The following is a 26,651-nucleotide window of genomic DNA, read 5'->3' as shown; positions in this document are numbered from 1 at the left end:
TGCACGCCTCAGCGCACCTCGATCGTCGCGGCCAGCGGATCGCCGTTGACCGGGAAGAGAGTGATGGTGCTGGTGATCGCCGTGCCGGCCCCGGCGTTGTTGAACACCGTCACCGCGCCCTTGGCAGTGGGCTCCACCTTGATCGTCATCGTTCCGGGGTTGCGGACGGCGGGGAGCTGAGGTGTACCGGTCAGCGTGGCCGTTCCGGTCAGGACGGTCTCGGCGGCGGTAGTGGGGACCGTGACGCGGGGGAAGACGATCGTCATCGGCAAGCGTCCGGAGAGGCCGCGGGCGTCGGTCACCACGACCGCGGCGGTGACCGTCGCGGTCAGCGAGGTGTAGCCGGCACTGCGGAGGATCAGCGGGAAGCTCTGGTGGCTGATCGCCTGCACGATGACCGGGCCGAGAGTCACGGCCGTTCCGTAGCCGGCGACCGCGGGAATCCCGGAGATGATCCTCGTCCGGAACGGCTGGGGGCTGATCCCCGGCGCGGAGGCCCGCCAGGCGAGTTCGGCGAACTCGCCGGCGGCCGCGACGCCTGCCAGCGCGGCGGCACCGGCCGCGAGCACGGCCGCGCCACGCAGCGCGGTACGTCTTTTGAAGGCGGCTTCCATCGTTTCTCCCCCTCGGAATCGTCCTTTTCGGAGGCTAACCGCAAAATCGAAAGGCGGACAAGGAAATTCCGCGGTTTTGTCGGATCACGACAAACACGGTGGGCCGAACGGCCGATTGATCACCACTTCACCGCGATGTTACGTTGGTGCGGATCGGGCGTTTTGCCCGCCCGATCGCCATGGGGGGAGGCAAGAATGTCACGGCTTCGCGTCCTGCTGTGCGGTGCGCTGGCCGCCGCGACCTTCGCCGGGACAACCGAAATTCCTGCCGCTTCGGCGTCCACATCGGACTCTTCGACGCTCGCCGTCACGGCCGATCCCGCCACCACCGCACGGAAACTCGTGCGGCGGCTGGCCGGCAAGGACCCGCGAGCGGCGGTGCGGGCCGACGCCTGGGTGGCGTGGGCCGACGAGAACGACGACGTCGTCTTCGAGTTCCTCGACCACGGGCTGGCCGCGGCCGAGCAACGGGCAGCGGAGACCGCTGCGGTCAACACGGACTTCTGCCGCCGGGTACTGCTCACCTACACCGCGGCCTACGCACCCGAGGTCAACGCGGCCGCGCAGCGCGCCTTGCTGGGCACCGACTCGGACCGGGAGCTGTTCGTCCGCCAGGGATTCGCCGCCGCGGAGCAGCGCGACCGGCTCGCCAGGGAGGCCGACGGCAGCCAGCGGGAAGCCCTCGCCGAAGCGGATCGCCAGTACGTCCGCACGCTGGCCACGCACGATCCCGGGGCGCAAGTGCGTGCCGCCGCGGCCTGGGCCACCCGGGCCGGTGCCACCGACGCGGACGTCGTCGAGTTCTTCGCCTACGGCTGGGCGACCGGCGCGGAGCTCGACCTGGAGGCGCACCGCCTGCGTGACGCCGAGCAGGAGGCCCGCTGGCTGGCCATCGTCCAGCGGTTGATCCTCGACGCACGGGAAGCGGAACAGGCCGCGCTCGACGCCGCCGGGGAAATCGCGGTCCAGCTGCGGGAAGCCGCGGCCCGGGCCTGGCAACGGGTCGGCGGGCAAACTTCGGCGCCCCGTGTCGCGTGGGCCGACGCCGAGCGGGTCGCCTGCGACCAGGCCGCGAACTGGGCGGCCGTGGCCGCCGCCGCACAAGCCGCGACCGGGCCGAACTGGCAGGCCGTGCGCGACGCGGCCGATCCCACCCGAGCCGCCTGGACGGCCGAACAGGACTGGGCGGCGGAGCAGGCCCGGTTCTGGGCCGGCGTGCTGGGCCAAGCCGTCGACGGGGAAACACGGATGCGGAATCCGCTCCCCAGGTAAGCGCTTTCTTTCTTTTTCGTCCCACCCGTCACGGAGGACGCGGAAAATGCCGCACGGATTCGTCACGAAGGTGTTCGCGCTCTTGCTGGCGGTCACCGTGTTCACCACGACCGACGTCGAAGCGGTCGTCCCGGCGCCCGCCGCGGTCACCGCCGACGACCCGCCACCGACCGGCGCGCGCCCGATCCCGCACACCGAATATCCGGGCTGGGACGGCGAGACCGGGCTGGGCGAGCCGATCGACCCGCGGCTGTGGAAGCTGGTCTCCGACATCGCGCAGCTCTCCGAAGAACCCGAGGTCCGCGCGGCGGCGCAGGCCGCGCTGGACGCCGGGACCGAGGACGCGATCTGGGAGTTCCTCGACACCGGCGAGGTCGAAGCGCAGCAACGCGCGCGGGCTCGTCGTGATGAAACGGCCCGGCTGAACCGCGAAGCCGTGCTGAACCTCCGCGGCACGGGCGGCCCGATCTTCAACGCCGAGGTCGAGCGGGTGCTGGCCGGTTCGGACGCCGACCGGGCCGCCTTCCTCGACTACGGCCGGGGCATCGCCACCGAACGCGACGAGCGCACCCGGCGCAACACCCAGGCCCGCGCCGACGAGCTGCGGGCGCGCGTGACGGCGCTGTCCGGCTCGGCCGGGCCGGAGGTGAAGCTCGCCGCTCAGCAGGCCCTGGCGGCCGGGGACGCGGCGATCGTGGCGTTCTTCAACGGCGGCTACGTCGCGGCCGCGCAGCGGGACGCCGCGGCCCGTGAGCAGTACCTGAAGGACCTCGAGGAACGGAACAAGGCCGCCGAGGCGGCGAGCGACCTCGCGCAGCGCGCGGCGCGCGCGTCACGGGCCCGGCAGAACCTGCTGGTCGCGAACGGCCGGGGCATCCGGTCGTTGCAGCGCGCGGCGAACGCGATGGTCTCGGCGGGCACCGCGGCCCGCCAGGCCGCCCAGATCCTGGCGGCGAACACCGCGGGCGGCCACCACTCCCCCGGGTCGTTCAGCCTGGTCCGCCAGGAGGTCCAGCGGCAGCTGGACTTCGCCGGGCAGGCGGCGTCCGAGGCACAGAGCGCTTCCGTCGCGGCGACTGCCGAAGCGAACATCTTGATCGAGGTGGGCCTGCCCTACGGCGCCGACTGGGCCCGCCTGGCCCAGGGCATGTCCTCGGCCTCGCAGGCGGCGGTGCTCGCGATCCAGACGGCGCAGCACGCCGTCGACGCGACGACGGCCACGGACGCGGCCATCGGCCACCAGGACGAAGCCGTCGCCCGGGCGGAGGAGGCCCGGCAGTGGCGGTTGCACGCGGACGAGCACGCCCGCCAGGCGGCGGCCCTGGCCGCGGCGGCCGCCGACCAGGCCAAGGCGGCCAAGGACGCGGCCGAACGCGCGAACCAGGCCCGGCTGGCCGCCCAGACGGCCCGCGACCAGGCCTGGCAAGACCTGCAACGCACCTACGACTCCCTCCACACGGCGGAGCAGGAGGCGGACAAGGCCCGAACGGCCCGGATGGAGGCCGAGCGACGGCGCGACGAGGCGGCCCGCTACCGCGAGCAGGCCGACCAGGCCGCGGCCGAAGCAAGCAAGGCGCGGGGCGAGGCTGAGGCGAAGAAGCGCGAAGCCGCCGCCTACCTGGCCCGCGCCCGCGCGCAGGAGGACATCGCCGCCGGGTGCGAAGACACCGCCCGGCGGGAGGAGTCGAACGCCAAGACCGCGCGTGACCTGGCGTGGAAAGCACAGCGCGAGGGGGACGCCGCCGAGGCCCGCGCCCAAGCGCTCGAAGCGTCCGCGGCCGCGGCGCGGGGAACCGAGCAGGAAGCGCCCGCCTGGGCCGCGGCGCGGGAAGCTCGCGCCGACGCGGGCGACGCGGCACGGGCGGCCGGCGAAGCGCGTGATGCCGCCAACCGGGCGACAGGTGCCGCCGCGCGGGCCCGTGAGGCGGCGACCAAGGCCACTGCCGCGGCCGCCGCATCCCGTGCCGCGGCGGAAGAAGCGGAGAACGCCGCGGCAAACGCGGATCTTGCCGCGGACAACGCCGAATCCGCCGCGGCCGACACGCACGTGTCCGCCACCCGTGCGAACGCCGCGGCCGCCACCGCGACGGCGGAAGAGGTCAAGGCCGCGGCCAACGCCCGCAACGCCGCCGCGCTCGCCGAGCAGGCGACGGAGCAGGCGCGGCTGGCGACGGTCGCCGCTACCAGGGCGGGGCAGAACGCCGGCGAGTCGTTCCGCGAAGCCGTCTCCGCCGCGACCCAGGCAGGTCTCGCCGGCCGGGCCGCACTGGCCGCACGAGAGTCGTCCGCCGCCATCACGGCACCGGCGAACACGGCGATCGTCGTGGTCGCGCCGTTCACCGGAGCCGACCTCGACGCCGACTTCGTCGCCGAGGTCGCGGCGCAGGCACAAGCGGCGGGCGACGAGCAGGCACAGGCCGCGCAGACCCGGGCGGACGAGGCCAAGACGGCCGCCACCCGAGCCCAGCAGGCGGCCGACAACGCCGCCGCCGACACGAAGGCGGCGTTCCAGGCGGCGGCCAACGCGGCGAAGTCGGCATCGCAGGCCGCGCAGTCGGTGGCGGAGGCGGCGCGAGCCGCAGCCGACGCGGCGTCGGCGGCGGACCTCGCCCGAGGTGCGGCGGACATGGCCAACGGCTACGACGCCCAAGCGCACCAGAACGCGGTGAAGGCGCGCCAGAAAGCGAACGAAGCGAACGCCGACGCGGCGATCGCGGGACTGGCCGCGGACGCCGCCGAAGGCCAGGCAGCCGCGGCGCGCGGCGCGGCCACCCAGGCGGAAACCGACGCGGCGGCAGCCCACAAGGCGGCCACGCAGGCCGAGACCTACGCGGCCGAAGCCGCCGCGGCGGCGGAACGGGCGAGGGCCCACGCCCAGGAGACGTCGAACGCGGCCCAGCGGGCCCGCGACGCCGCGGCCGACGCGCAGCGTGCGGCGGACCAGGCCGAGAAGGAACAACGGCAACGGGACGCCGAGATCGAGCAGGCCAAGGCGATGGTGCTGGCCGGCTGCCTGCCCGGCCTTTCGGTCGAGGACATCGACGAGCTCGTCGCCGAACCGGACAGCGAAGCAGCCCTGACGGAGTACCGCACTGCCCAGCAGGGGTGCATGAACGGCGAGGACGTCGTCAGCTTCCTCGCCGAGGTCGGTGGCGAGGTGCTCCTCGAGTACATCGGGATCCCCGACTTCAAGCGATGTCTCGGCTCCGGGAACATCGAGGCCTGCCTCTGGAGCGTCGTCAACGTCGTCGGGCTGGTCCTGCCGTTCGTCAAGGGCAAGGCGATCGTCAAGTCGATCGCCGCCGTGGTCGCGAACATCGGCAAGTACCTCGCCAAGTCCGAGAAGATCGCGCGGCTGTCCGAAAAGATGACCGTTCTGCTCGACCAGCTGCGGCGAGTCTGCCGGGTCGGCAGCCGGCTCGCGGCGAGCCGGGCGTCCACCAGCCAGGTTGCCGCGGAGTTCTTCATCTGCCTTCCGTTGCGGAACAGGCTGCCGGAGCGATTGGCGGACGAGCTGCGGCAGGCGCGGGAGCTCCATGTCGAACCGATCGAACTCGGCACCCAGGAGTTCAGGCATCTGATCGGGGCAGGCACGATCACGGTGAAGTGGGCGGTGCTGCTGGACGGGCGGCTCGTCGTGATGCCCAAGTACGTGGGTACGGTCGAGCTCAAGCATCCGGTGCTCAGCGGCGGCGCGGACGTCCTCTCCGCCGGAGAGGCGACCATCAGCGGGGGCGGCCCCGGCGTGTTCGGACTCGACATCAACCCGACCAGCGGCCACTACAGGACACCGCGAAGCGGCTCACGGGGACGGGGATACATGAAGATCGCCAGAGATGCCTTCGAAGCCTTCGGGGTGTACTTCCCGTGATCCCCTCCCTGGACGAACTCAAGGTGATGAGCTTCCGGGACCTGGTGGACCGGCTGTCCCGGATCCGCGTCGAGGAGCTGGCCGCGATCGACCCGGAGGTGCTCGCCGACGCGGAGTGGACGTTGGCCGGCGAACTGTTCCGCGAGGGGCTCATCGCGCACTGCCGGGAACTCGGCGAAGCCGACTGGGCCCGCTGCGACGAGGTCGCCGCAAACCTGTTCGCCTGGATGGAAACCTTCGGCGAGCTGTCCCACGCGAGTGTCACCGCCGACCGGTTCCACCTTTCCGCGAGTCTCCTGCTCGAAGCCGGGCCACGCCCGGGAGTCGCGCTGCTGTCGCCCGGACGGCTGCTGGCCGATTTCGCCGCCGAACTCCCCTGGCCGCCCGCGGAAGCGCGGCGCACGGTCGCGAGGTGGCACGGCGAGCCCGACCTCGGCGAGCTCCGGCGGCTCGCCGCGCCGATGGTCCTCGTCAGCCAGCTGGACCGGATCGCACACCTGCTGCCGCCGTCCCCGGACCGGGACAGCTACCGGGAATGGAAAGACCTGTGGCAGAGCCTGTCCTGAACCCGGCCACACCACCACGAGCAACCCGACTGGGCCGGGCTGGAAGTCCGCGATCCGGCCGAGGAACAGGAGACACCGTGAGAGCACTCACCACCCTGGCCGTCGCCGTCGTGGCGGCGTCGGCGCTCACCGTTCCGGTCACCACCGCGGCCGCCTCCGCGGCGCCCGCCGCCTCCGCGGCCGCCGAAGTCCCGCCCGTCGCCAGTGAATCCGAGAAACTCCGCGCGGCGAGGACCCTCGGCATCGTCCCCACCGACGCCATGCTGCTCCTGCGGGACAAGGAGTTCGTCATCGCGCTCTGGCGGCAGGCCATCGGGCCCGAAGTGCGGGCCTCGGCCGAACTCGCCTTCGCCGGCACCGATCTCGCCTGCACCGAGTGGATCAAGTCCGGCGTCCTCTCGGCGAACGAACGGGACCAGACCCAGCAGATGCGGGACGCCGAAGCCGCGCGGGTCGCCCGGGAGGCCAAGGAGCAGGCCGCCATCGTCGTCGGGATCACTCCCGACCCCGAGCTGGTGGTCCAGAGCGACCGGGACTTCATCTACCAGATCACGCAACGGGCGGCCGGGGCCCGGGTCAAGGCCGCCGCGCTCGTCGCGTTCGGGGCGCCCGCCGCCGCGCAGAAGGAGTTCATCGCCAACGGTGCGCGCGCCGCGCACGCCCAGGACCAGCAGGACGCCATCGACGCCAAGACGGAAGCCACCGAAGCCGAGAAGGCCCGCGAAGCCGCCGAAGGCGCCCGCGGCCGGGCCGTCAGCGTGGTGCGGGTGATCCCCACGCCAGAGATCGTGAGCCTGTCCGACGACGACGTCCTGCGCGTGATCGCCGACGGCGCCCGGCCGGGCAGTGAGGTCGAGAAGGCCGCCGTCACCGCGTTGCGCAGCCGCGTCCGGGCGGACTGGAAACGCTTCATCGACACCGGCGTCTACGAGGCCAACTGGCGGGACGTCGCCGCCGTGCTGGCCCAGAAGGCCGCGGCCGACCGGGCGCTGGTCGACGAGATCCGGCACAAGGCCGTCGTGGGCGGCATCCAGCCGCGGCTGGCACGGGCCGCCGAGCGGGCTCTCGCCGGTGGAGTCGACGCCGTCCGCGCCTTCCTCGACCAAGGGCAGTACGAGACGCTGACGCAGTCGTTCAGCCGCAACGCCATCAACGGCAACATCGCCGGGCAGTACCTGCGCGAGACCGCCGACGGCGTGGTCGTCAAGCCCGGTGCCGCGGAGCCCGCGCCGGGTGAGGGGCTCGACGCGACCTGGCGTGTCGTCGCCGGGCTGGCGGGCGATGGCTGCTTCTCGCTCGAGTCGCCGACGAAACCGAACCACTACCTCGCGCGCTACTACGACGGCAAGAAGACGCAGGTCGCCGTGCAGCCCGCGAACGGGATCGTCGACTTCGGCTGGAACGCCACCTGGTGCGTCGACAACATCCTGCCCGGCGCCGGGGTGACCCTGCGGGGCGGGGCCGACTTCCTGACCCGGCAGGCCGACGGCCGGGCCGGGCTGGGCGTCGAGTTCTACTGGTGGGTCACCGAACCGCTGCCGGACTCCACCGAGATCACGGTCGACTGGCTGAACAAGTACCTCCCCGACTACGACCCCTACACCGACCTGCTGGTCTCGCCGCTCGGCCCGGAGCAGGCCGACGGCGCCGTGCGGTACCGGGACTTCCAGCGCCGGACCGCGCCCGGGCAGGTCGCCTTCCGCAGTTACTGGACCCGCGGTGGCGCGGTCCACCCGCTGACGGCCGGACGCGGCACCGCGTGCGCGTCGCCGGAGATCCTGGCCGTCTACCTGCGGCTCGGTGGTCACCCGGCGCTCGGGGTGCCGGTCACCGACGAGACCTGCACGGCCGACAAGGCGGGCCGGTTCGTGAACTTCGCGGGCGGCGGCTCGATCTATTCGATCGACCGCGCCGGCGCGCACGCCGTCTTCGGCGCGATCCGCGCCAAGTGGCTCTCCCTCGGCGGGGAGAAGTCCACGCTCGGCTACCCGACCTCCGACGAGGTCGCCATCCCCGGCGGCCGCCGCAGCACGTTCGAGCGCGGCCGCATCGACTACGACACCGCCACCGGCGTGGCGACCGTGTACCCGGCGAACTGAAGGAGCCGACGATGACAGGCAGAACCCGGCTGGGGCTGGCGGCGGGCGCCGCGGCTCTCGCGCTGCTCGGGACCGTGGTCCCGGCCCTCCCACCGCGAGCGGAAGCCGCGGTCACGGCGGACACGCCGCGCAGCGCCACCCAGGACGACAAAGTCCGGGCCGCACAGGAGATCGGCGTCGTCGCGAGCCCCGACCTGCTGATCCTGACCGACCGGAACTTCGTGTTCGCGTTGTGGCAGCGGGCGACCGGCACCGAGGTGCGGGCCTCGGCCGAACTCGCCTACGCCGGCACCCAGCCGGAATGGACGCAGTGGATCAAGACCGGGATCCGCGACGCGAACGCCCGCGACCAGGCGCGCATCCTGCGGGACACCGAAGCCGCGCGGGTCGCCCGGGAGGCCAAGCAGCGGGCGGCGCTGGTCAACGAAATCGTTGCGTCGCCGCTGCTGCTCATCCAGAGCGACCAGGAGTTCGCCTTCGCCATGTGGGAGCACGCTTCCGGGCCGAAGCTGAAGGCCGCGGCGCTGGCGGCCTACCAGGGCGACGCCGCCGCGCAGAAGGACTTCATCCTCACCGGCATCTTCGCCGCCCGCGCGGCCGACCAGCAGGACAAGATCGACGCCGACACCACGAAGGATGCCGCGCAGAAGGAGGCCGACGCGGCACGGAACGCCCGGATCCGCGCCGCCGCGGTGGTCGCCCTCCAGCCCACCGAAGGCCAGCTCGTCGAACCGGACGTGAACTTCGTGCTGGACCTCTGGCAGGCGGCCAAGGCGGGCACCGAGGTGCAGGCCGCGGCCGAGCGGGCGCTGCGGACGATGGACGCCGCGCAGCTGCGGGCCTACATCGGCACCGGCATCCACAGCGCGAACCTGCAGGACTGGTTCACCTGGATCCGCAAGAAGGGTGAAGCGGACCGGCGGCTGCTGTTCGAACTGCGGACGCGCGCCGAACAAAGCCGGGTGCACCCCGCGCTCGTCGCCGGGGCGAACGCCGCCATGGCCGGCACCGACGACGACGTCGCGCGGTTCCTGCGCCTGGGCCAGTACGAGGACACGGCCCTCGTCCAGTCCCTCCGCTCGCAGAGCCCCGGAACGCCGGGCTGGTACCTGCGCGGCCCGGCCGACGCCGTGGTCGGCGCGGGCGCCGGCACCGACACGGCCTGGCGGGTCGTGCCCGGCAAGGCCGACACGAGCTGCCACTCCTTCGAATCGGTGGCCCACCCCGAGTACTACCTGCGGCAGCAGGGCCTGCGGGTCGTGCTCGCCGCGTCCGACGGCACCGACGGGTTCCGCGCGGACGCGACCTGGTGCTCGAAGGCCGGCTTGTCGGGCACCGGCGTCACGCTGGAGTCCTCCAGCGCCCGGGGAAGGTTCCTGCGCCAGTACACCACCCAGGTCTGGGCGGCGGACACCGGCGGCAGTCACCCCTACGACACCCCGAACGGCTACGCCGCGGACGCTTCCTGGCAGGCCGACGTCCCTTGACCGCCCGCGGAAGCACCGCGATGTCATGAAGAGCCGACCCCGGGCCCGGGCGGTCCCGGCTACCGCGGCGTCCACTGTGGATGGCTGCCGCCCGTGCGCGGCGACGGCAGCAGCTCACTCACCGGGTACCGCAACGGCAGCGGCGCGGCACCCGCCCGAAGCGCCAGCTCCATCTCGAACCGAGCCGCCGGGTCGCGGAGACTGTCGCCGAACGTGGCCTGCAGCTGGCGCATGCGGTAGCGGACCGTCTGGGGGTGGACGCTCAGGCGTTCCGCGATCTCCACCACGTTGCCCTGGCTGTCCAGCCACGCCCGCAGCGTCTCCAGGAGCCGCTCCTGCTGCTTGCCCGTCATGTCCGCCAGCGGGGCGAACAAGCGCTGCCGGAGCGTGCCGACCAGGCCGGTGTCGGAGTTGACCAGCAGCGTCGCCAGGTGCTCCTCGGCACGCAGCACCGGGCGCGGGGCCAGCACACCGCGCTCGGCCAGCTGCAGCGCGTTCCGGGCCCAGCGCAGGGAATCCGCCACCGACGCCAGCGCGACGCACGGGCCGATCGACAGCCGGCAGTCCGGCAGCGCCACCTGCAGCGACGCCAGCCGCGCGCCGCTCAGTTCGCCCGGGACCACCAGTTTCGGGTCCGCCGTGTCGAGCTCGGCCAGGACGTCCGCGTCCAGGCCCGCGTGCCGGCGGGCCGGGGCGACGCCGCCCGCCGGGTGGACCGCCACCGGGGTCGCGTCCACCGGGACCGGCCAGCCGATCAGCTGGGCCAGCTCCGCGATCGCCTTCGGGGACGCGGGCGGTGTCTCGAGGATCAGGTGCAGCAGCTTGCGGCGCCAGGTGTCCAGCGCTCCCGCCGTGCGCGCCTTCGCTTCCAGGTAGCCGTCGAGCGCGACGGACGCGAGCTCGTCCATGAACGCCAGCATCGCGTCGGCCAGCTGCGACATCACCGCCGACGAGAGCCCGCTGCGCCGTCCGACGCGCATGATCCGCCGCCACGACACCCGCGCGCCGACCCGGTAGGCCGACTGCAGCGTGTCGAGGCTGCGGCCTTCGCGCATTTCGTTCTGCCCCAGGCGGTGGTGCACCTCGTGGGACTGCTCCTTGGACACCGTCGGGTCGGCGATCTGCGCGACGAACAGCGTGATGGCGTACTCGACGCCGGCCCGGATCGACTTGCCGTAGGGGCCGTCGAGCGGGCGGGCGTAGGCCGGGATGGTCGCGCGGATCTCGTCGACGATCTCGGCCGCGAGGCTCGCCAGCTCGGGACGCAGGATGTCGGCGAGCTTGCGAGGTAGTGCGGCGGGAGGCGGCGCAGCGTGATCGAATCCGCGCTCCACCGACATCGCAGCTCCTTCGCTCCGCCCCGGGTTTCCGGCCGCGCACCCACGCGAACGGGCACCCCGCGTCTGGAGCGGGGTGGCACCGGACACATCGAAAAAGTAGCGCCGAACGTGTCACCCTTTCGGAGGGAAACCGCTTTCTTGTCACCTTCTTGACAATTTTCCGGAGGCTTGCCCGCCGAAGGGTGACAAAGAGGCCGCCGACTGCATCTGATCATGCGTACGAACGGACGAACTTCCAACGAGCCGCCTACGCTGCGGTTACGGCCGTCTTCTTGTATCGTGTGCTTGATACAAGCGAGGAGGTCCGGGATGCCCTGGGACAACGTGCTGGCCGTCGCCCTGCTCATGGGCCTGGTCGGCCTGGCGATCCTGATCGTGCTCTGGCCGGGCGAGAAACAGGGCAGGCGCCTGCTGAAGCGGTGGGGCGTGCCCGACCCGGACGACGCCGACGTGGCACTCGCCGTCCGGTACCTGAAACGGCGCCGCTTCTGGTACCCGTGGCTCTTCCTGGCGATCCCGCCGCTGCTCGACCGGACGGCAGGCTCGCTGTTCACCACGCTGATGCTCGGCGGCCTGATCGCCGAACTGCTGGCGCAGCGGCCGTCGCGCGGCCGTCGCCGCGAAGCCGTGCTGGCGCGGCGCACGCTGGCGGACCTGGTTCCGGTGTGGGCGCTCGGGCTGAGCGTGCTCGCGGCCGCCGCGTCGGTCGTCACCCTCGTCGTCGCCGGCCGCTGGACGTCGCTCGCGGTCGCGGCAGGCGCGTTCGTGGTCGCGTGGGCGATCGCCCTGCTCGCGCTGCGCCGCCCCGCCGTCGGCGGCCGGGCCGACCTGGCGCTGCGCTGCCGCAGCGCCCGCGTGGCCATCGGGCTGGGCATCGCCACGTGCGCGGCGGCAGGCGGGCCGGTCCAGTCCTTCGGCGCCTTCGTGACCGTGGTGCTCGGGCTGGTCGTCTTCCTGGCGGTGGTGGCCCCGGTGAAACGGCTGCCGGCCGCGGCGTGAAGATCGTCGTCGACACCGAAAGCGGGCTGGCGCCCTGGCGGCAGGTGCACGACCAGGTGGTCCGCGCGGTCACGACGGGCGCACTGCCCGAGGGGACGCGGCTGCCGCCGATCCGCCAGCTGGCCCGGGACCTGGGACTGGCGTCGGGAACGGTGGCGCGGGCGTACCGCGAGCTGGAGGCGGCGGGCTGGGTGGCGACGGCCCGCGCCCGCGGCACGGTGGTGACCATCCCGTCCGGCCGCCCCGACCGCGAAGCCCTGCTGCGCACCGCGGCCGCCGAGTACGCGGCCCAGGCCCGCGACCTCGGCGCCGGCCTCGACGACGCCCTGGCCGCGGTCCGCGCCGCCTACCGGGAAACGGCGACCACCTAGCGTCGCGCGTCGCAGGCTGTCCGACGTTCGGGTCGACGCGCCCCCATGAGGTTTTCTCAGTAGCGTCGATGTCTGGTGTGGTGAGGCGGGTTGCCTCGCGCGGCTACCTGCACCCGGCGAGCTCCGGTGGCCGGCGACAGCCATGAATCCCGCGGGCTGCGGGTGTCTTGAACGAGTCGTTCAAGACACCCCAGGTCCCGAACGACTCGTTCAAGACATGAGCGGGCCGCAGCCGGCCGAGCGGCCTGCCACGCCGACCCACGCAGCCCGCCAGTGAGAAAACCCCAATGTGGCATTGGGTGCGTTGGACGCACCCAATGTGGCGTTCGGTGCGTTGAGCGCACCCAACGCCACATTGGGGCGTTTGAGCGGGGCCGCTGTCAACGAACCGCGGACGCGCGACCACCTAGCGGGGGTCGAGCAGGCGGCCGATCGCGGCGAGGACCGGTTCCAGGACCTCGACTTCGCGGGGCGTGCCCACGCATTCCGTGATCCCCGCGCCGACCACGTCGTAGCCGGAGAGCGCGTCGAGAGCCGACACCAGCCTCGGGATCGTCCAGCCGCCGGGCTCCGGGTAGTTGAGCCCGGCGAACTCCGCCGGGTCCAGCACGTCCAGATCGAGGTGCACGTACAGCTTCTCCACGCCCGTCAAAGCGTCCACCGAGGTGACCACCAGCCCGCGTGAGACCGCCTCCCGCTCCTCGGGGTCGAACGCGCGGGTTCCGGCCAGCACCACGTTCCCGGGCGTCAATGCCGGGTCCGCCGCGAACTCCGGGTCGCCCTCGCCGAACAGCGACCGCAGCACCATGCCGTGGAACGCGCCCGATGGCGACGATTCCGCCGTGTTCAGGTCCGCGTGGGCGTCGAACCACACGACGCCCAGCCCGGGTCCGTACCGGTACCGGGCGACGCCGATCGGCACCAGCTCGACGCCGCAGTCGCCGCCGATCGTCAGCACCGGGCCGCCGGGTGACTCCAGCGCGGCCAGCTGCGCCGCGCGGTTCGCGCCCGTCAGCACGGCACGCGACGCGATCCCACGGTCCACTTCGGACACTTCACGGGTCTGCCGGACGTGGTGCACGGGCCGGCCGAGCACGTGCCCGGCCAGCTCCGCGAGCGCGACGCAGCCGTCCGGCAGCTCCCCCGCCCGCGGGCCGGCCGCGCCCTGACGCTGCGGTACCGCGTTGATCAGCATCCGCCGAGCGTATCGCTGCCGCCCGCGGTCACTCCAGGACCAGCAGGAGGTCACCGCCCTCGACCTGCTGCACGTTCGTGATCGCCAGCCTGCCCACCGTCCCGCCGGTGGACGCCGTGATCGACGCCTCCATCTTCATCGCCTCGATCGTCGCGACCGTCGCCCCGGCTTCGACCGTGTCACCCTCGGCGACCTGCAGCGTCACCACGCCGGCGAACGGCGCCGCGACCTGCTTCGGGTTGCCCTTCTCGGCCTTCTCCGTCGCCGGGATGTCCGACGCGATCGAGCGGTCGCGGATCTGGATCGGCCGCAGCTGGCCGTTGAGCGTCGACATCACCGTGCGCATGCCGCGCTCGTCGGCCTCGCCGATCGCCTCCAGCTCGATGAGCAGCCGCACACCCGGCTCGAGGTCGACGGCGTACTCCTCCCCCGGCCGCAGCCCGTAGAAGTAGTCCTTGCTCGGCAGCACGGACGTGTCGCCATAGGCCTCGCGGTGCGCCTCGAACTCCTTGGTCGGCCCGGGGAACAGCAGCCGGTTGAGCGTCCGGCGCGGTTCCGCGGCGAGCGCGGAACGGTCCTCTTCGGACAGTTCGACGACCGGCTTCGCGGCCGCGCGGCCCTCGAGGGCCTTGGTGCGGAACGGCTCCGGCCAGCCGCCGGGCGGGTCGCCCAGCTCGCCGCGCAGGAAGCCGATCACCGAGTCGGGGATGTCGAACTTGTTCGGCTCGGCCTCGAAGTCGGCCGGCGAAACGCCTGCGCCGACCAGGTGCAGCGCGAGGTCGCCGACGACCTTGGACGACGGCGTCACCTTCACCAGGTGGCCGAGGATCTTGTCGGCCGCGGCGTACATCGCCTCGATGTCCTCGAACCGGTCGCCCAGCCCCAGCGCGATGGCCTGGGTCCGCAGGTTCGACAGCTGCCCGCCGGGGATTTCGTGGTGGTAGACGCGCCCGGTCGGCGACGCCAGCCCGGCCTCGAACGGCGCGTAGATCTTGCGCACGCTCTCCCAGTACGGCTCCAGGTCGCCGATCGCCTGCAGGTCGAGGCCGGTGGTGCGGGCCGAGTGGTCGGTGGCCGCCACGATCGACGACAGCGACGGCTGCGACGTCGTGCCCGCCATGGACGACACCGCGCCGTCGACGGCGTCCGCGCCCGCGTTGATCGCCGCGAGGTAGGTGGCCAGCTGGCCGCCCGCGGTGTCGTGGGTGTGGATGTGCACCGGCAGGTCGAACTCCTTGCGCAGCGCGGTGACCAGCTTGGTCGCCGCGGGCGCGCGCAGCAGCCCGGCCATGTCCTTGATCGCCAGGACGTGCGCCCCGGCGCCGACGATCTGCTCGGCCAGCTTGAGGTAGTAGTCGAGTGTGTAAAGCTTTTCGCCCGGGTCGGACAGGTCCGAGGTGTAGCAGAGCGCGACCTCGGCGACGGCGGAACCCGTCTCCCGCACGGCCTCGATGGCCGGGCGCATCTGCTCGACGTCGTTGAGCGCGTCGAAGATCCGGAAGATGTCGATGCCGGTCTTCGTGGCCTCCTGGACGAACGCGGTGGTCACCTCGGTCGGGTACGGCGTGTACCCGACGGTGTTGCGCCCGCGCAGCAGCATCTGCAGGCAGATGTTCGGCACGGCCTCGCGCAGCGCGGCCAGCCGCTCCCACGGGTCCTCGGCGAGGAACCGCAGCGCGACGTCGTAGGTCGCGCCGCCCCAGCACTCCAGCGACAGCAGCTGCGGCAGCGTGTTCGCGACGACCGGCGCCACGGCCAGGAGGTCCTTCGTGCGGACGCGGGTGGCGAGCAGCGACTGGTGGGCGTCGCGGAACGTCGTGTCGGTGACGCCGATGTGCGGCGACTTCCGCAGCCACTCGGCGAACCCGGCCGGGCCCAGCTCGACGAGCTTCTGCTTCGAGCCCGGCGCCGGCTCGGCGTCCTTGGGCAGCTTCGGCAGCTTGAGCGTGGCGTCCGGGGTCTTCGGGCGCTCGCCGTGCGGCTTGTTGACCGTCTGGTCGGCGAGGTAGGTCAGCAGCCGCGTGCCGCGGTCGGCGGAGTGCCGCGCGGTGAGCAGGTGCGGGCGCTCCTCGATGAACGACGTCGTGACGCGGCCGGCGCGGAAGTCCGGGTCGTCGAGAACCGCCTGCAGGAACGGGATGTTCGTCGCGACACCGCGGATCCGGAACTCGGCGACGGCGCGGCGCGCGCGGCCGACGGCGGTCTTGAAGTCGCGGCCGCGGCAGGTGAGCTTGACCAGCAGCGAGTCGAAGTGGGCGCTGATCTCGGTGCCGGAGAAGGCGGTCCCGCCGTCGAGCCGGATGCCCGAGCCGCCCGGCGAGCGGTAGGCGGAGATCATCCCGGTGTCCGGGCGGAAGCCGTTGGCCGGGTCCTCGGTGGTGATGCGGCACTGCAGCGCGGCGCCGCGCAGGTAGACCTTGTCCTGGCTGAGGCCGAGGTCGTCGAGGGTCTCGCCGGAGGCGATCCGCAGCTGCGACTGCACGAGGTCGACGTCGGTGACCTCTTCGGTGACCGTGTGCTCGACCTGGATGCGCGGGTTCATCTCGATGAAGACGTGCTTGCCCTGCTTGTCGAGCAGGAACTCGACGGTGCCGGCGTTGCGGTAGCCGATCTGCCGGGCGAACTTGACCGCGTCCGCGCAGATGCGGTCGCGCAGCTCCGGGTCGAGGTTCGGCGCCGGGGCCAGCTCGACGACCTTCTGGTGGCGCCGCTGCACCGAGCAGTCGCGCTCGTAGAGGTGGATGACGTTGCCCGCGCCGTCGGCGAGGATCTGCACCTCGATGTGCCGCGGCTCGACAACGGCCTTTTCGAGGAAGACGGTGGGGTCGCCGAAGGCGGACTCGGCCTCGCGCGCGGCGGCCTCGATGGACTCGCGCAGCAGGGCGGGATCCTCGACGCGGCGCATGCCGCGCCCGCCGCCACCGGCGACGGCCTTGACGAACACCGGGAAGCCCAGCTCCTCGGCTGCCGCGACCAGGGCGTCGACGTCGCTGGAGGGTTCCGACGACCCGAGCACGGGAACACCGGCCTCGCGCGCGGCCTTGACCGCGCGGGCCTTGTTACCGGTGAGTTCGAGGATCTCGGCACTCGGCCCGACGAAGGTGATGCCCGCTTCTTCGCACGCGCGCGCGAGGTCGGGGTTCTCCGAGAGGAAGCCGTAACCGGGATAGACGGCGTCGGCCCCGGCCTTCTTCGCCGCCGCGACGATCTCGTCGACCGAGAGGTAGGCACGCACGGGGTGACCGGGTTCGCCGATCTCGTACGCCTCGTCGGCCTTCAGCCGGTGCAGCGAGTTGCGGTCTTCGTGCGGAAACACGGCGACCGTCCCCGCACCGAGTTCGTAGCCGGCGCGGAACGCCCGGATCGCGATCTCCCCGCGGTTGGCCACCAGAACCTTGCGGAACATGCCCGGTCCTTCCCTCTTGGATCGGTAAGTCAACGCACGTTACCCGGTTCTTCCCGCTCTGCGGGAGTTCAGTCCCGGGTGATGGACATCATGCGCCGCGGAGGGTTGCCGGGCGACGGGCCTGGGCAGCTTTTCAGGATCCCGCCGGCACGTAAAGCAGGCGGTTGGCGGTGCCGGCCGGGACCTCCTTGAGCGCGTCCGGGGTCGCGGCCTGGACCAGGGCGTCGTCGACCTGGGCGGGCGTCGCCTCGGGGTGCTGGGCGCGGTAGAGCGCCGCCGCGCCGGCCGCGAACGCCGCCGCCATCGAGGTGCCGGACTCGGGGCTCGCGCCGGTGCCGCCGGCGACCGGGCCGGGGACGTCGACGCCCGGGGCGTACAGGTCGACGTCCTCGCCGAAGTTCGACGCCTTGTCCGGCCGGTCCTGAGCGTCGGTGGCCCCGACGGTCAGCGCCTCGGCCACCCGCCCGGGCGAGAACCCGCTCGCGTCGGCCTTCTCGCTGCCGGCGGGCACGGCGACGGGCATGACGCCGGCGAGCCGCTTGACGGCGGCGTCGAGCTGGTCGTTCGGCACCCCACCGATCCCGAGGACGGCGACGGCGGGCTGCTGGGCGTTCTGCGCGACCCAGTCGATCCCGGCGATGATCTGGTCGGTGGCGCCCCCGCCGCCGGAGTCGAGAACGCGCACGGGAAAGATCAGCGCACCCTTCGCGACGCCGTAGTCCTTGCCTGCGGCGATACCGGCGAGCCGGGTGCCGTGGCCGTTGAGGTCGGCGGTGTCGGAGCCGCCCTTCAGGAAGTCCCGCCCGGGCGCGACGCGGCCCTGGAAGTCGGGATGCTTGGCGTCGACGCCGCTGTCGATCACGTAGACGGTGACGCCGGAGGCGTCGGTGGCGTAGTGGTAGGCGTGGTCGAGGCCGGCGCGCTGGTCGATCCGGTCCAGCCCCCAGCTGGGCGGATCGGCCTGCACCCCACCGGCCCCGACCTGCCCGGCGAGCACGGCCACGGCCGCGAGAAGCATCCTCATGATCGTCGTGGTACCCCGGGAGTGCCGGGGTGACAACTCAGAGCTGTCGCCCGTTCGGCTGATTCCGGGCTTGCACGCCGAGGACGGCGGTGTCGACCGCCAGCAGCAGGACGGCCACGGTGGCGATCACCTGGCCCGCGTAGGTGAGCGAGGAGTGCTCCAAGACCGCGGCGAACGTCGGACCCAGCACACCCAGGAGCCCGGCGGTCCCCGCGGCCAGCACCGCCCACCCGACCGCCGGCGGGCGAAGCGCCACGGCGACGACGGGCACGACCACGGCCAGCAGGGCACCGAGCAGGAAGTAGACCTCCGCCCGGCCGCCGTCACTCGAGTCATAGGTGTTCAGCTCGACGAGCTGGACGATCCAGCCGGTCGCGGCCGCCACGCCGAGCACGATCGCCACCCACTCCGGCCGGCCGCGGACGGGCCCGGCGCCCAGCGTGACCGCTGGATTCCGCCCGAGCGTCACCAGCGCGCACCACCCGGCGACAACCCAGGCGCCGTGCGCGAGCAGCGCGAAGGTGTAGCCGGCTTTCAGCTCGGAGTCCCCGTACTGGGCGAGGGTGACGACTTCACCGAGGAAGCGCAGCAGCCCGAACAGCGCGGCGAGACCGGTGCCGAACAGCAGCGCGGGACCGGTCCGCGACCTCGTCCGCGGCGCCAGCGTCAGGATCCCGGCGAGCAGGGCGCACGCGCCCACGACGAGGACGAAGACCTCCATGCCGGGCCGGTACTGGCTCAGCGAGTAGTCGTAGCGGTAGCTCAGCGGCAGCCCGGTCACCGCGAACACGGCACCGGCGATCGCGAGGAGCCCGGCGAACCCGCCGACCGGATCCACCTTGACGGCGGCTTCCGGCTCCCGGGCTTCCGCGGCGGCAGGTCCGGAATCCAGTGCGCGTCCACGCTCCGCTTCGGCGACTTCGGGGTCCCCCGAGCGCCCCAATGTGGCATTGGGTGCGTCTGACGCACCCAATGTGGCGCTCGGTGCGTCCAACGCACCGAACGCCACATTGGGGCGTTCGGGCGGCTCGGGCTCGGCCACCGCGAGCGGCTCCGGCTCGGCTTCCGGGGGCGCCTCCGGCTCCGGTACCGCCACCGTCTCGATCTCCACCGCGACCACCGCGTCCCCGGTCGGCCCGGACACCACGACGTTCCCCCGCCGCGTCCCCGACTCCCCCGCGGTCACCGCCAGTTCCGCTCCCGACTCCGTCTCCGTCACCCGGATCCACGAGTGCGAAGCCTCGAACCGCACTTCCCGCGACACCGGAGGCCCCGCCGTCCGGAGCGAAGCCGAAACGCTCGACCCCGCGGGCGCGGACAAGCTCACCGACGGCACGTCGACCCGCACCACCGCGGAGCCCAGTGCGTCCGATGCCGCCGCCGCGACGTGCTCGATGTCCGTCGAGGCCATCACCTTCAACGCCTCGAAGGCCCCCAGCGCCACCGGCAGGTTGTCGCTCGACAACCGGCGCCGCAGCTCCGCCACCGCGCCCAGGCGCGTGAACGGGTTCTCCGCCGCGATGGCCGCCGACAGGTCCGCCGGGATCGGGGACGGCTTGATCCGCTTCCGCCTGCTCTTCGCCAGGTACAGCTCGCCCTGCATCTCGATGTCGCGGCTCGGGGTCTGCTTCGGGTTGCGCTCGCGGACGCGGTCGAACAAGTACTCGTACAGCTCGCCCAGCGCGATCCAGCCGTCCTCGTCGCGGTCGGCCTCGCCCGTGCGCAGGCCCTCCACCAGCGCCGAGGTGAACACCGACGGCTGGGCCGGCTCGTCCGAAGCCAGCGTCGCGCCCTCGAAGGCGTACTCGATCGAGTTCGACGCCGTGATCACCGCCCGGCCGCGGCCGCCGCGGAAGCTGTCGAGGACGTTCGCGTCGCCCGACGACCGGACCGCCACGCCCTGGCCGAACGCCCCGCCGTAGCAGCAGTCCAGCAGCAGGACGATGCTGCGCGAGCGGCTCTGCCGGATGCACTGCTGCACGAAGTCCGCGGGCACGGCCGTCGACCGGAGCCGGTCGGGCCGGGTGTTGCGGGCCGCGAAGTACAGCCCGCCCGCGTCGTCCTTGAGGCCGTGGCACGAGAAGTGCAGCAGCAGGACGTCGTCGGGCCTCCCCTCGGCGCAGAGGTCCTCGATCTCCGCCGCCACGACGTGGGCGGTCTCGTTGCGGACGACCCGGACGTCGAAGTCGCTGATGGTCCGGTCGGACAGGACGCCGGCCAGGGCGTCGGCGTCCGCCGCGGGCGAGCCCAGCCGCTGCAGCCCCGCGTTGTCGTACTCGCCGTTGGCGACGATCAGCGCCCGCCTCCGCCCGGCCATACCGGTAGGAAACGCCCGCACCGGCCATTACGGCAATCGGCCGAACGGGGACACCTACTCGGCGTCACCGGCGAAAATCGTTTCCTGTTTCTCCAGGCAGACGACGGCGTCGAACGCGGCTGCCACGTCGACCGCGGGCGTCATGTGCGCGTGCCGGATGCCCGTCGCCGCGGGGCGCGTGACCACGCATGGCGCCTGGTCGGCGAGCACCGCCTCGACGCTGCCGTCCGCCGGTTCTTCGAGGGCCTGCTCGAACATCCGGAACCCGAGCGGGAAGGCCGGATCGGGGACGAGCCCGGTCGTCGTCCCGGAAACCGCCGTGAGCGCCAGCGCGAAGTAGCGGTCACCCAGTTCCGCCGCCAGGTGGGTGCCCGCCGACGGTGACCTCATGCCGGGCATCGGCGAGAACGGCACGCGCTGGAGGTGTCCGTTGTGGAGCATCAGGACGATCTTCTCGCCCCGGAACCGCCGCCGCAGCAGCCGCACGGTGGCCGCCATGTACGTGTCCCGCGACGAACTCTGCGGCTCGGGCGCGCGGCCCGCCATCAGCGCGTCGAGCTCCCGCAGGTACAGGTCGAGGCGCAGGGCGCCCTCCGCATGGTGCGCGGCCACTTCGCCGTACACCGGCAGCGACTCCACGTGTCCTTTGAGGACGGTCAACGCCGTCGTCGCCGCGTCCCGCGCTTCGGTGGTCATCGCCTTGTAGAGCCCCGGCGCGACCGCACTGCTCACCGAGGCGTAGGGCTCGCACGCGGCGAGAGCTTTGTCCACAAGGGACACGTTGGCCTGGTCCACGCGCAGGACCTCCGAACGCAGTGCCCGCAGCGCGGGCACCGGCGACCCCGCCGAACTCGGCACGTCGAGCCCGAAGAACCGGACACCCCGGCCGCGCAGCCACGTCAGCATCTCGTGCACCTCGGCCGAGTCGCCGAGACCGAAGGTGAAGCCGTCGCGGGCGATGTCGGCGACCTCGCCGGGACCGCCCTGCAGCCACGCGTCGACCAGGTGCCCTTCCGGGAAGCCTCCTTCGAACCCGAGCACCGTGAACCCGCGCTCGGTGACGAGGTGGCGCAGGAGGCGGTCGCGCAGCGCGCCGAACTCGCGGATGTGATGGTTGTTCTCGCCGATGGCGACGACTTCGGCGTCGCCGATCAGGTCGGCGACGGCGGCGACGGCGAAGGGTTCTGGCATACTGAGCACACTAACGCAACAGGAGTAGCAGTTGGCAACCGAGATTTCCGGGACGAAGCGCCCGGGCGGCCGCACCGAGCGGACCCGCCTCGCCGCGCTGAACGCCACCCTCGAGCTGCTCGGCGAACGCGGATACGCGGAGCTGACCGTCGAGGCGGTCGCCGACCGCTCCGGCGTGCACAAGACGACGCTGTACCGCCGGTGGGAGTCCGCCGAAGGCCTGGTCGCGGCGGCTCTGCAGATGGGCACCGAACAGGAGTGGGCCGCCCCGGACACCGGTTCGCTCGAAGGCGACCTGCGCGGGATCAACCTCGAGCTGGTGCGCTACTTCACCACGCCGGGCGAGCGTGAGCTGCCGACGGCGTCGATCTCGGCCGCGTTCCTCTCCGCGCGCGCCGCCGACGCCCTGCGGGAGTTCTACGTCGACCGCCACGCCCGCTCGGCCGCCGCCGTGCACCGCGCGATCGAGCGCGGCGAGGTCCCGCCCGGCACCGACCCCGTCGAGGTGGTCCGGGTGGCCTGCGGGCCGATCTTCTACCGCCTGTTCGTGTCCCGGGAAGGCGTGACGCCGGAGGACGCGGGAATCGCCGCCGCCGCGGCCGCCGCCGCCGCGAAAGCCGGCGTGTTCACGGCAACGAACGGCGGAACCGCGTCTCCTCCAGCGTGACGCGCCCGTCGTCGGCCGTTTCGGTCTGCGTGGCACCGTCGTCCACCCAGCCCTGCCGGCGGTAGAAGGCCTTCGCCCGTTCGTTCGTCGACAGCACCCAGAGGATGGCGCTGTCGCCGGTCATCCCCTCGACGACCCGGTCGTGCAGCGTCCGGCCGAGGCCGCGTCCCCAGTACTCCGGCAGCAGGTACAGCGCGTAGAGCCGCCCGTCCCCGTACGCGGCGAACCCCGCCAGGACGCCGTCTTCCTCGGCGACGAGCACCTGGCCGCCGTCGCCGATGACACGTTCCCACGACGCCGCGCGCGCGGAAGCCGAGAGCCGGGCGAGGAAGTCCTCCGGGATCAGCCCCGCGTACGCAGCCTGCCACGACCGCACGTGGACCTCGCCGATCGCCGCGGCGTCGGCGACCGTGGCCGGGCGGATCAACTCTTCTCCAGGTATTCCGCGCGGTCGACGTCGACGACGTCGGCGACCATGAGCGCCAGACCCCGGTACTTCTTCAGCTCCGGGTCCTTTTCGACGATCTCCTGCGCGCTGGCCCGCGACGCGGCGATGACGTCCTCGTCCCGCAGCAGCGACAGCAGCTTGAGCGTCGACCGCTTCCCGGACTGCGCGGCGCCGAGGATGTCCCCTTCCCGCCGCAGTTCGAGGTCCAGGCGGGACAGCTCGAAGCCGTCGGTGGTCGATTCGACCGCCGCCAGCCGCTCACGCGTCGTCGTGCCGTCGAGGGTCTCGGTGACCAGCAGGCACAGCCCCGGCACGCTGCCCCGGCCGACGCGGCCGCGCAGCTGGTGCAGCTGGCTGACGCCGAACCGGTCGGCGTCCATGATCACCATCGCGGTCGCGTTCGGCACGTTGACGCCGACCTCGATGACCGTGGTGGCCACCAGGACGTCCAGCTGCCCCGCCGAGAACGCGCGCATCACGGCGTCCTTGTCGTCGGGCGGCATCCGGCCGTGCAGCACGCCGATCTTCAGGCCCTGCAGCGGCCCGTTCTCCAGGTCGGGGGCGACGTCGAGGACGGCGAGCGGCGGCCGCTTGTCGCTCTTGTCCGACGGCGGCTCGTCGCCGATCCGCGGGCACACGACGTACGCCTGGTGGCCCTTGCCGACCTCCTCGCGGACGCGTTGCCAGATCCGGTCGAACCAGGCGGGTTTTTCGGCCACCGGCACCACGGTCGTCTTGATCGGCGACCGCCCGACCGGCATCTCGCGCAGCGCGGACACCTCGAGGTCGCCGTACACGGTCATGGCGACCGTGCGCGGGATCGGCGTCGCGGTCATGACCAGGACGTGCGGGCTGGTGTCCCCGGACCCGCGGGTGCGCAGCGCGTCCCGCTGCTCGACGCCGAAGCGGTGCTGCTCGTCGACGACGGCGAGGCCGAGGTCGGCGAACTCGACGTGGTCCTGGATCAGCGCGTGCGTGCCGACGACGATGCCCGCTTCCCCGCTGACGATCTCCAGCAGCGCCTTCTTGCGCTCCTTCGCGCCCATCGACCCGGTGAGCAGCGTGACGCGGGTGGCGTTCTCCGCGGCACCCAGCTCGCCCGCCTGGCCGAGGTCGCCGAGCATCTCGCGCAGCGATCGCGCGTGCTGCGCGGCGAGGACCTCGGTCGGCGCGAGCATCGCGGCCTGCCGCCCGTTGTCGACGACCTGCAGCATCGCCCGCAGCGCGACGACCGTCTTGCCGGAGCCGACCTCGCCCTGCAGCAGCCGGTTCATCGGGTGTTCCGACGCGAGGTCTGCGGCGATTTCGTCGCCGATCGCGCGCTGGCCCGCGGTGAGGTCGAAGGGCAGCCGCTTGTCGAACGCGTCCATCAGGCCGCCGCTGACGTGCGGGTTCGCCTTGGCCGGGCGGGAGATGGCCGAGTACCGCCGCTGCGCGAAGATCAGCTGGACGGCCAGGGCCTCGTCCCACTTGAGCCGCTTCTTCGACGCCTCCAGGTGCGCCCAGTTCTCCGGGCGGTGGATGCCGCGCAGCGCGGTGTCGAGGTCCGACAACCGGTGCAGGCGACGCAGGTCCGCGGGCATCGGGTCCTCGTCGACCTCGAGGACGTCGAGCACCTGGCGCACGCACTTGCCGATCGACCACGACGGCATGCCCTGCGCCGCCGGGTAGACCGGGATGATCGCGGCGAGGAAGTCGTCCATCGCCTCGTCCGCGTTCTCCGCGTCCAGGAGCTCGTACTCGGGGTTGGTCAGCTGCAGGGTGTCCCGAAACGCCGAAACCTTGCCGGCGAACAGGCCGGTCTTGCCGGGGACCAGTTCCTTCTCGCGCCAGGCCTGGTTGAAGAACGCGCAGGTGAGCCGGCGTTTCCCGTCGGTGATCACCATGTCGAGGATGGTCCCGTTGCGGGACTTCATCCGGCGCTTGCTCACCTTTTCGATCCGCGCCATCACCGTGGCGTGCTCGCCGAGCTCGAGGCCGGCGATGTCGGTGAGCTCGCCGCGCTCGGCGTAGCGGCGCGGGTAGTGGCGCAGCAGGTCGCTGACCGTCTCGATGTCCAACGCCGTGGCGAGCGCCTTCGCCGTCTTGGCGCCCAGCAGCAACGGCAGCTTGTCGCGCAACCCGGCCATTCGCTATTCGACTCCCATCAGCAGCACGGCGTCGGCCTGCCCGCTGGCGTAGCCGGCCAGCTCCACCTCCGGGTGCTCCACCCGCAGCTGCTCCGCGAGCTCTTCGGCGACCCCGGGCGGGGCGGCGGCGCCGCTCAGCACCGTCACCAGCTCCCCGCCGAGCGCCAGCATCCGGTTCAGCACCTTCATCGCGGCCGCGACCAGGTTCGTCTCCGACGCGGGCGCGGGCTCGATCAGCACCACTTCGTCGTCGACCAGGCCGACCACGTCGCCGGACTGGGCCCGGCCCACCCAGGTTAGCGACTCCTCCTGCGCGATCCGCAGTTCGCCACGCCTGGTGGCGGCGGCCGCTTCGGCCATCGCGACGACGTCGTCGTTGGTGCGGCGGCCGGCGTCGTGCACGGCGAGGGCGGCCATGACCTGCACCGGCGAGGCGCACGGGATGACCACGACGTCCCGGTCCGCGGCCATGGCGTGCCCGGCGGCGGCGTCGGCCGCGGCAGTCAGCGCGACGCTGCCCGGCAGCACGGTGACGTGCCGGCCCGCGGCCTCGTTGAGCAGGCCGATCATGTCCTCGACGCTCGGCGTCTCGCCTTCGGGCACGGCCAGTACCGGGATGCTTTCGGCGCGCAGCAGCTCGGCCAGCGCACCGCCGTGGACGACGGCGACGACCGTCCGGTCGATCCCGCCACCGGGCTCGATCGGCGTCGGCGTGAGCAGGGGCTCGACGCGGATCCTGCGCGGGCGGCCGAGCGCGAGCCCGGCCTCGATGGCGGCGCCGATGTCGGCGCAGTGGACGTGCACGGCGTGACTGCCCGAGCCGTCGCCGGCCACCGTGACGCTGTCGCCGAGGCCGCTCAGCTCCTTGCGCAGGGTCGGCAGGCTCGCCTCGTCGACGCCGTCCAGGAGGTACATGACCTCCCAGGCGTAGGCCTCGGCGCTTTCCGTGTGGACTTCGAGGGCGTGGTCGTGCTCGACGGGCGCGCCCGTGAGCACGCCGACCAGCGCGTCGAGCACCGCGACGAGCCCGCGCGCGCCCGCGTCGACGACTCCGGCCCTGGCCAGCGCGGGAAGCTGTTCCGGCGTCTTCTCCAGGGCGTGGGCGGCCTCTTTCGCGGCCTTTCGCGCGACTTCGCCGAGCGGGCCGGTGTCGCCGCGCACGGCCGTGGCGACGGCGTGCAGGACGGTCAGGATGGTCCCGGCGACCGGGCGGCTGACGGCGCCGGTGGCGACCTCGTCGGCGTGCCCGAGCGCCTTCGCCAGCCAGGGGCCGTCCAAGTCGCCTTCGGCGTGGTCGGCGAGCCCCCGGACGACCTGGGAAAGGATCACGCCGGAGTTGCCCTTGGCCGAGGCGACCGCGCCCCGCGCGAGGATCTTCAGCGCGTCGGCGGCGTTCTCCGGCTCGGCCTGCTCCAGCTCGCGGGCGGCGCCGGTCATCGTGAAGAGCATGTTGGAGCCGGTGTCGGAGTCGGCCACGGGGTAGACGTTGATCTCGTCGATGGCCGGGCGAAGGCTCGCGAGACTGTGCACACAGCCCGCCGCCCAGGCCGACACCGCCGCCGCGTCCAGCACCCGCACCCCGTAACCTCCTACCCGGTCCTCGGGCAGCGTATCGACCCGGTGCTCGGGGCCTCGATCGCAGTAGTTACTATGGT

At 72.6% G+C, this 26,651-nt stretch carries 18 protein-coding genes; 8 read left to right on the top strand and 10 right to left on the bottom strand.

Going from position 1 to position 26,651, the window contains the following annotated elements:
• Positions 1 to 8: 8 nt before the first annotated feature.
• Positions 9 to 614: a hypothetical protein gene (locus AB0G28_RS03430; RefSeq protein ID WP_361082519.1), complete on the bottom strand. Its 606-nt coding sequence runs from the start codon at positions 612 to 614 to the stop codon at positions 9 to 11.
• Positions 615 to 809: 195 nt separating this feature from the next.
• On the opposite strand from AB0G28_RS03430, the gene AB0G28_RS03425 reads away from it, so the two are divergent.
• The 5 genes from AB0G28_RS03425 (at position 810) to AB0G28_RS03405 (ending at position 9,909) form a co-directional block, all read left to right on the top strand.
• Entirely contained in the window at positions 810 to 1,886 is a 1,077-nt protein-coding gene (locus AB0G28_RS03425; protein ID WP_361082517.1) for a hypothetical protein, read from the top strand.
• A 46-nt stretch (positions 1,887 to 1,932) separates the two neighbouring features.
• A complete protein-coding gene (locus tag AB0G28_RS03420) occupies positions 1,933 to 5,757 on the top strand; it encodes a hypothetical protein (RefSeq protein ID WP_361082516.1) in 3,825 nt (1,274 codons plus the stop codon).
• Positions 5,754 to 6,323 (top strand): hypothetical protein, encoded by a 570-nt coding sequence (locus AB0G28_RS03415; RefSeq protein WP_361082514.1) that lies wholly within the window; start codon positions 5,754 to 5,756, stop codon positions 6,321 to 6,323. Before AB0G28_RS03420 ends, AB0G28_RS03415 begins: the two co-directional genes overlap by 4 nt.
• Before the next feature lie 77 nt (positions 6,324 to 6,400).
• Positions 6,401 to 8,422, top strand: coding sequence for an AbfB domain-containing protein (locus AB0G28_RS03410; RefSeq protein ID WP_361082512.1), 2,022 nt, complete (start codon positions 6,401 to 6,403; stop codon positions 8,420 to 8,422).
• Between the two features lie 11 nt (positions 8,423 to 8,433).
• Entirely contained in the window at positions 8,434 to 9,909 is a 1,476-nt protein-coding gene (locus AB0G28_RS03405) for an AbfB domain-containing protein (protein ID WP_361082510.1), read from the top strand.
• A 59-nt stretch (positions 9,910 to 9,968) separates the two neighbouring features.
• On the opposite strand, the gene AB0G28_RS03400 is transcribed toward AB0G28_RS03405, so the two are convergent.
• Positions 9,969 to 11,249 carry a helix-turn-helix domain-containing protein gene (locus AB0G28_RS03400; RefSeq protein ID WP_361082508.1) on the bottom strand — a complete coding sequence of 427 codons (1,281 nt, stop codon included), beginning with the start codon at positions 11,247 to 11,249 and terminating at the stop codon, positions 9,969 to 9,971.
• 309 nt (positions 11,250 to 11,558) lie between these two features.
• On the opposite strand from AB0G28_RS03400, the gene AB0G28_RS03395 reads away from it, so the two are divergent.
• Together AB0G28_RS03395 and AB0G28_RS03390 are read left to right on the top strand one after the other, a co-directional pair.
• On the top strand, positions 11,559 to 12,248 hold the full coding sequence (locus AB0G28_RS03395; protein WP_361082506.1) for a hypothetical protein: 690 nt from the start codon (positions 11,559 to 11,561) through the stop codon (positions 12,246 to 12,248).
• Positions 12,245 to 12,619: a GntR family transcriptional regulator gene (locus tag AB0G28_RS03390; protein WP_361082504.1), complete on the top strand. Its 375-nt coding sequence runs from the start codon at positions 12,245 to 12,247 to the stop codon at positions 12,617 to 12,619. Before AB0G28_RS03395 ends, AB0G28_RS03390 begins: the two co-directional genes overlap by 4 nt.
• 406 nt (positions 12,620 to 13,025) lie before the next feature.
• On the opposite strand, the gene AB0G28_RS03385 is transcribed toward AB0G28_RS03390, so the two are convergent.
• The 5 genes from AB0G28_RS03385 to AB0G28_RS03365 all read right to left on the bottom strand — a co-directional run bounded on the left by AB0G28_RS03385 (position 13,026) and on the right by AB0G28_RS03365 (position 21,752).
• Complete coding sequence (locus AB0G28_RS03385; RefSeq protein WP_361082502.1) at positions 13,026 to 13,814, bottom strand: arginase family protein; 789 nt, start codon at positions 13,812 to 13,814, stop codon at positions 13,026 to 13,028.
• Between the two features lie 28 nt (positions 13,815 to 13,842).
• Complete coding sequence (locus tag AB0G28_RS03380) at positions 13,843 to 17,220, bottom strand: pyruvate carboxylase (protein ID WP_361082500.1); 3,378 nt, start codon at positions 17,218 to 17,220, stop codon at positions 13,843 to 13,845.
• Positions 17,221 to 17,353: 133 nt separating this feature from the next.
• Entirely contained in the window at positions 17,354 to 18,238 is an 885-nt protein-coding gene (locus tag AB0G28_RS03375) for a S8 family peptidase (RefSeq protein ID WP_361083130.1), read from the bottom strand.
• 43 nt (positions 18,239 to 18,281) lie between these two features.
• Positions 18,282 to 20,561 (bottom strand): caspase family protein, encoded by a 2,280-nt coding sequence (locus AB0G28_RS03370; RefSeq protein WP_361082498.1) that lies wholly within the window; start codon positions 20,559 to 20,561, stop codon positions 18,282 to 18,284.
• Positions 20,562 to 20,615: 54 nt separating this feature from the next.
• Complete coding sequence (locus AB0G28_RS03365; RefSeq protein WP_361082496.1) at positions 20,616 to 21,752, bottom strand: erythromycin esterase family protein; 1,137 nt, start codon at positions 21,750 to 21,752, stop codon at positions 20,616 to 20,618.
• Positions 21,753 to 21,783: 31 nt separating this feature from the next.
• Between AB0G28_RS03365 and AB0G28_RS03360 the strand changes: the two genes are divergently transcribed.
• A complete protein-coding gene (locus AB0G28_RS03360) occupies positions 21,784 to 22,419 on the top strand; it encodes a TetR/AcrR family transcriptional regulator (RefSeq protein WP_361082494.1) in 636 nt (211 codons plus the stop codon).
• Here AB0G28_RS03360 and AB0G28_RS03355 read toward each other — a convergent pair.
• From AB0G28_RS03355 to AB0G28_RS03345, 3 genes are read right to left on the bottom strand one after another with little or no spacing between them, the layout of a single operon-like run.
• Entirely contained in the window at positions 22,379 to 22,846 is a 468-nt protein-coding gene (locus AB0G28_RS03355) for a GNAT family N-acetyltransferase (RefSeq protein WP_361082492.1), read from the bottom strand. The two genes, AB0G28_RS03360 and AB0G28_RS03355, sit on opposite strands and share 41 nt — an antisense overlap.
• Positions 22,843 to 24,996 (bottom strand): ATP-dependent DNA helicase RecG, encoded by a 2,154-nt coding sequence (gene recG / locus AB0G28_RS03350; RefSeq protein WP_361082490.1) that lies wholly within the window; start codon positions 24,994 to 24,996, stop codon positions 22,843 to 22,845. The genes AB0G28_RS03355 and recG overlap by 4 nt, the downstream gene beginning before the upstream one ends.
• Positions 24,997 to 24,999: 3 nt before the next feature.
• Positions 25,000 to 26,574, bottom strand: coding sequence for a DAK2 domain-containing protein (locus AB0G28_RS03345; protein ID WP_361082488.1), 1,575 nt, complete (start codon positions 26,572 to 26,574; stop codon positions 25,000 to 25,002).
• Positions 26,575 to 26,651: the final 77 nt, after the last annotated feature.

The organism is Amycolatopsis sp. NPDC021455, from assembly GCF_040640995.1.
In the GTDB taxonomy this organism is placed as follows: Bacteria; Actinomycetota; Actinomycetes; order Mycobacteriales; family Pseudonocardiaceae; genus Amycolatopsis.
The sequence above is the reverse complement of the archived record's forward strand: the minus strand, read 5'-3'. Positions and strand labels throughout refer to the sequence as shown.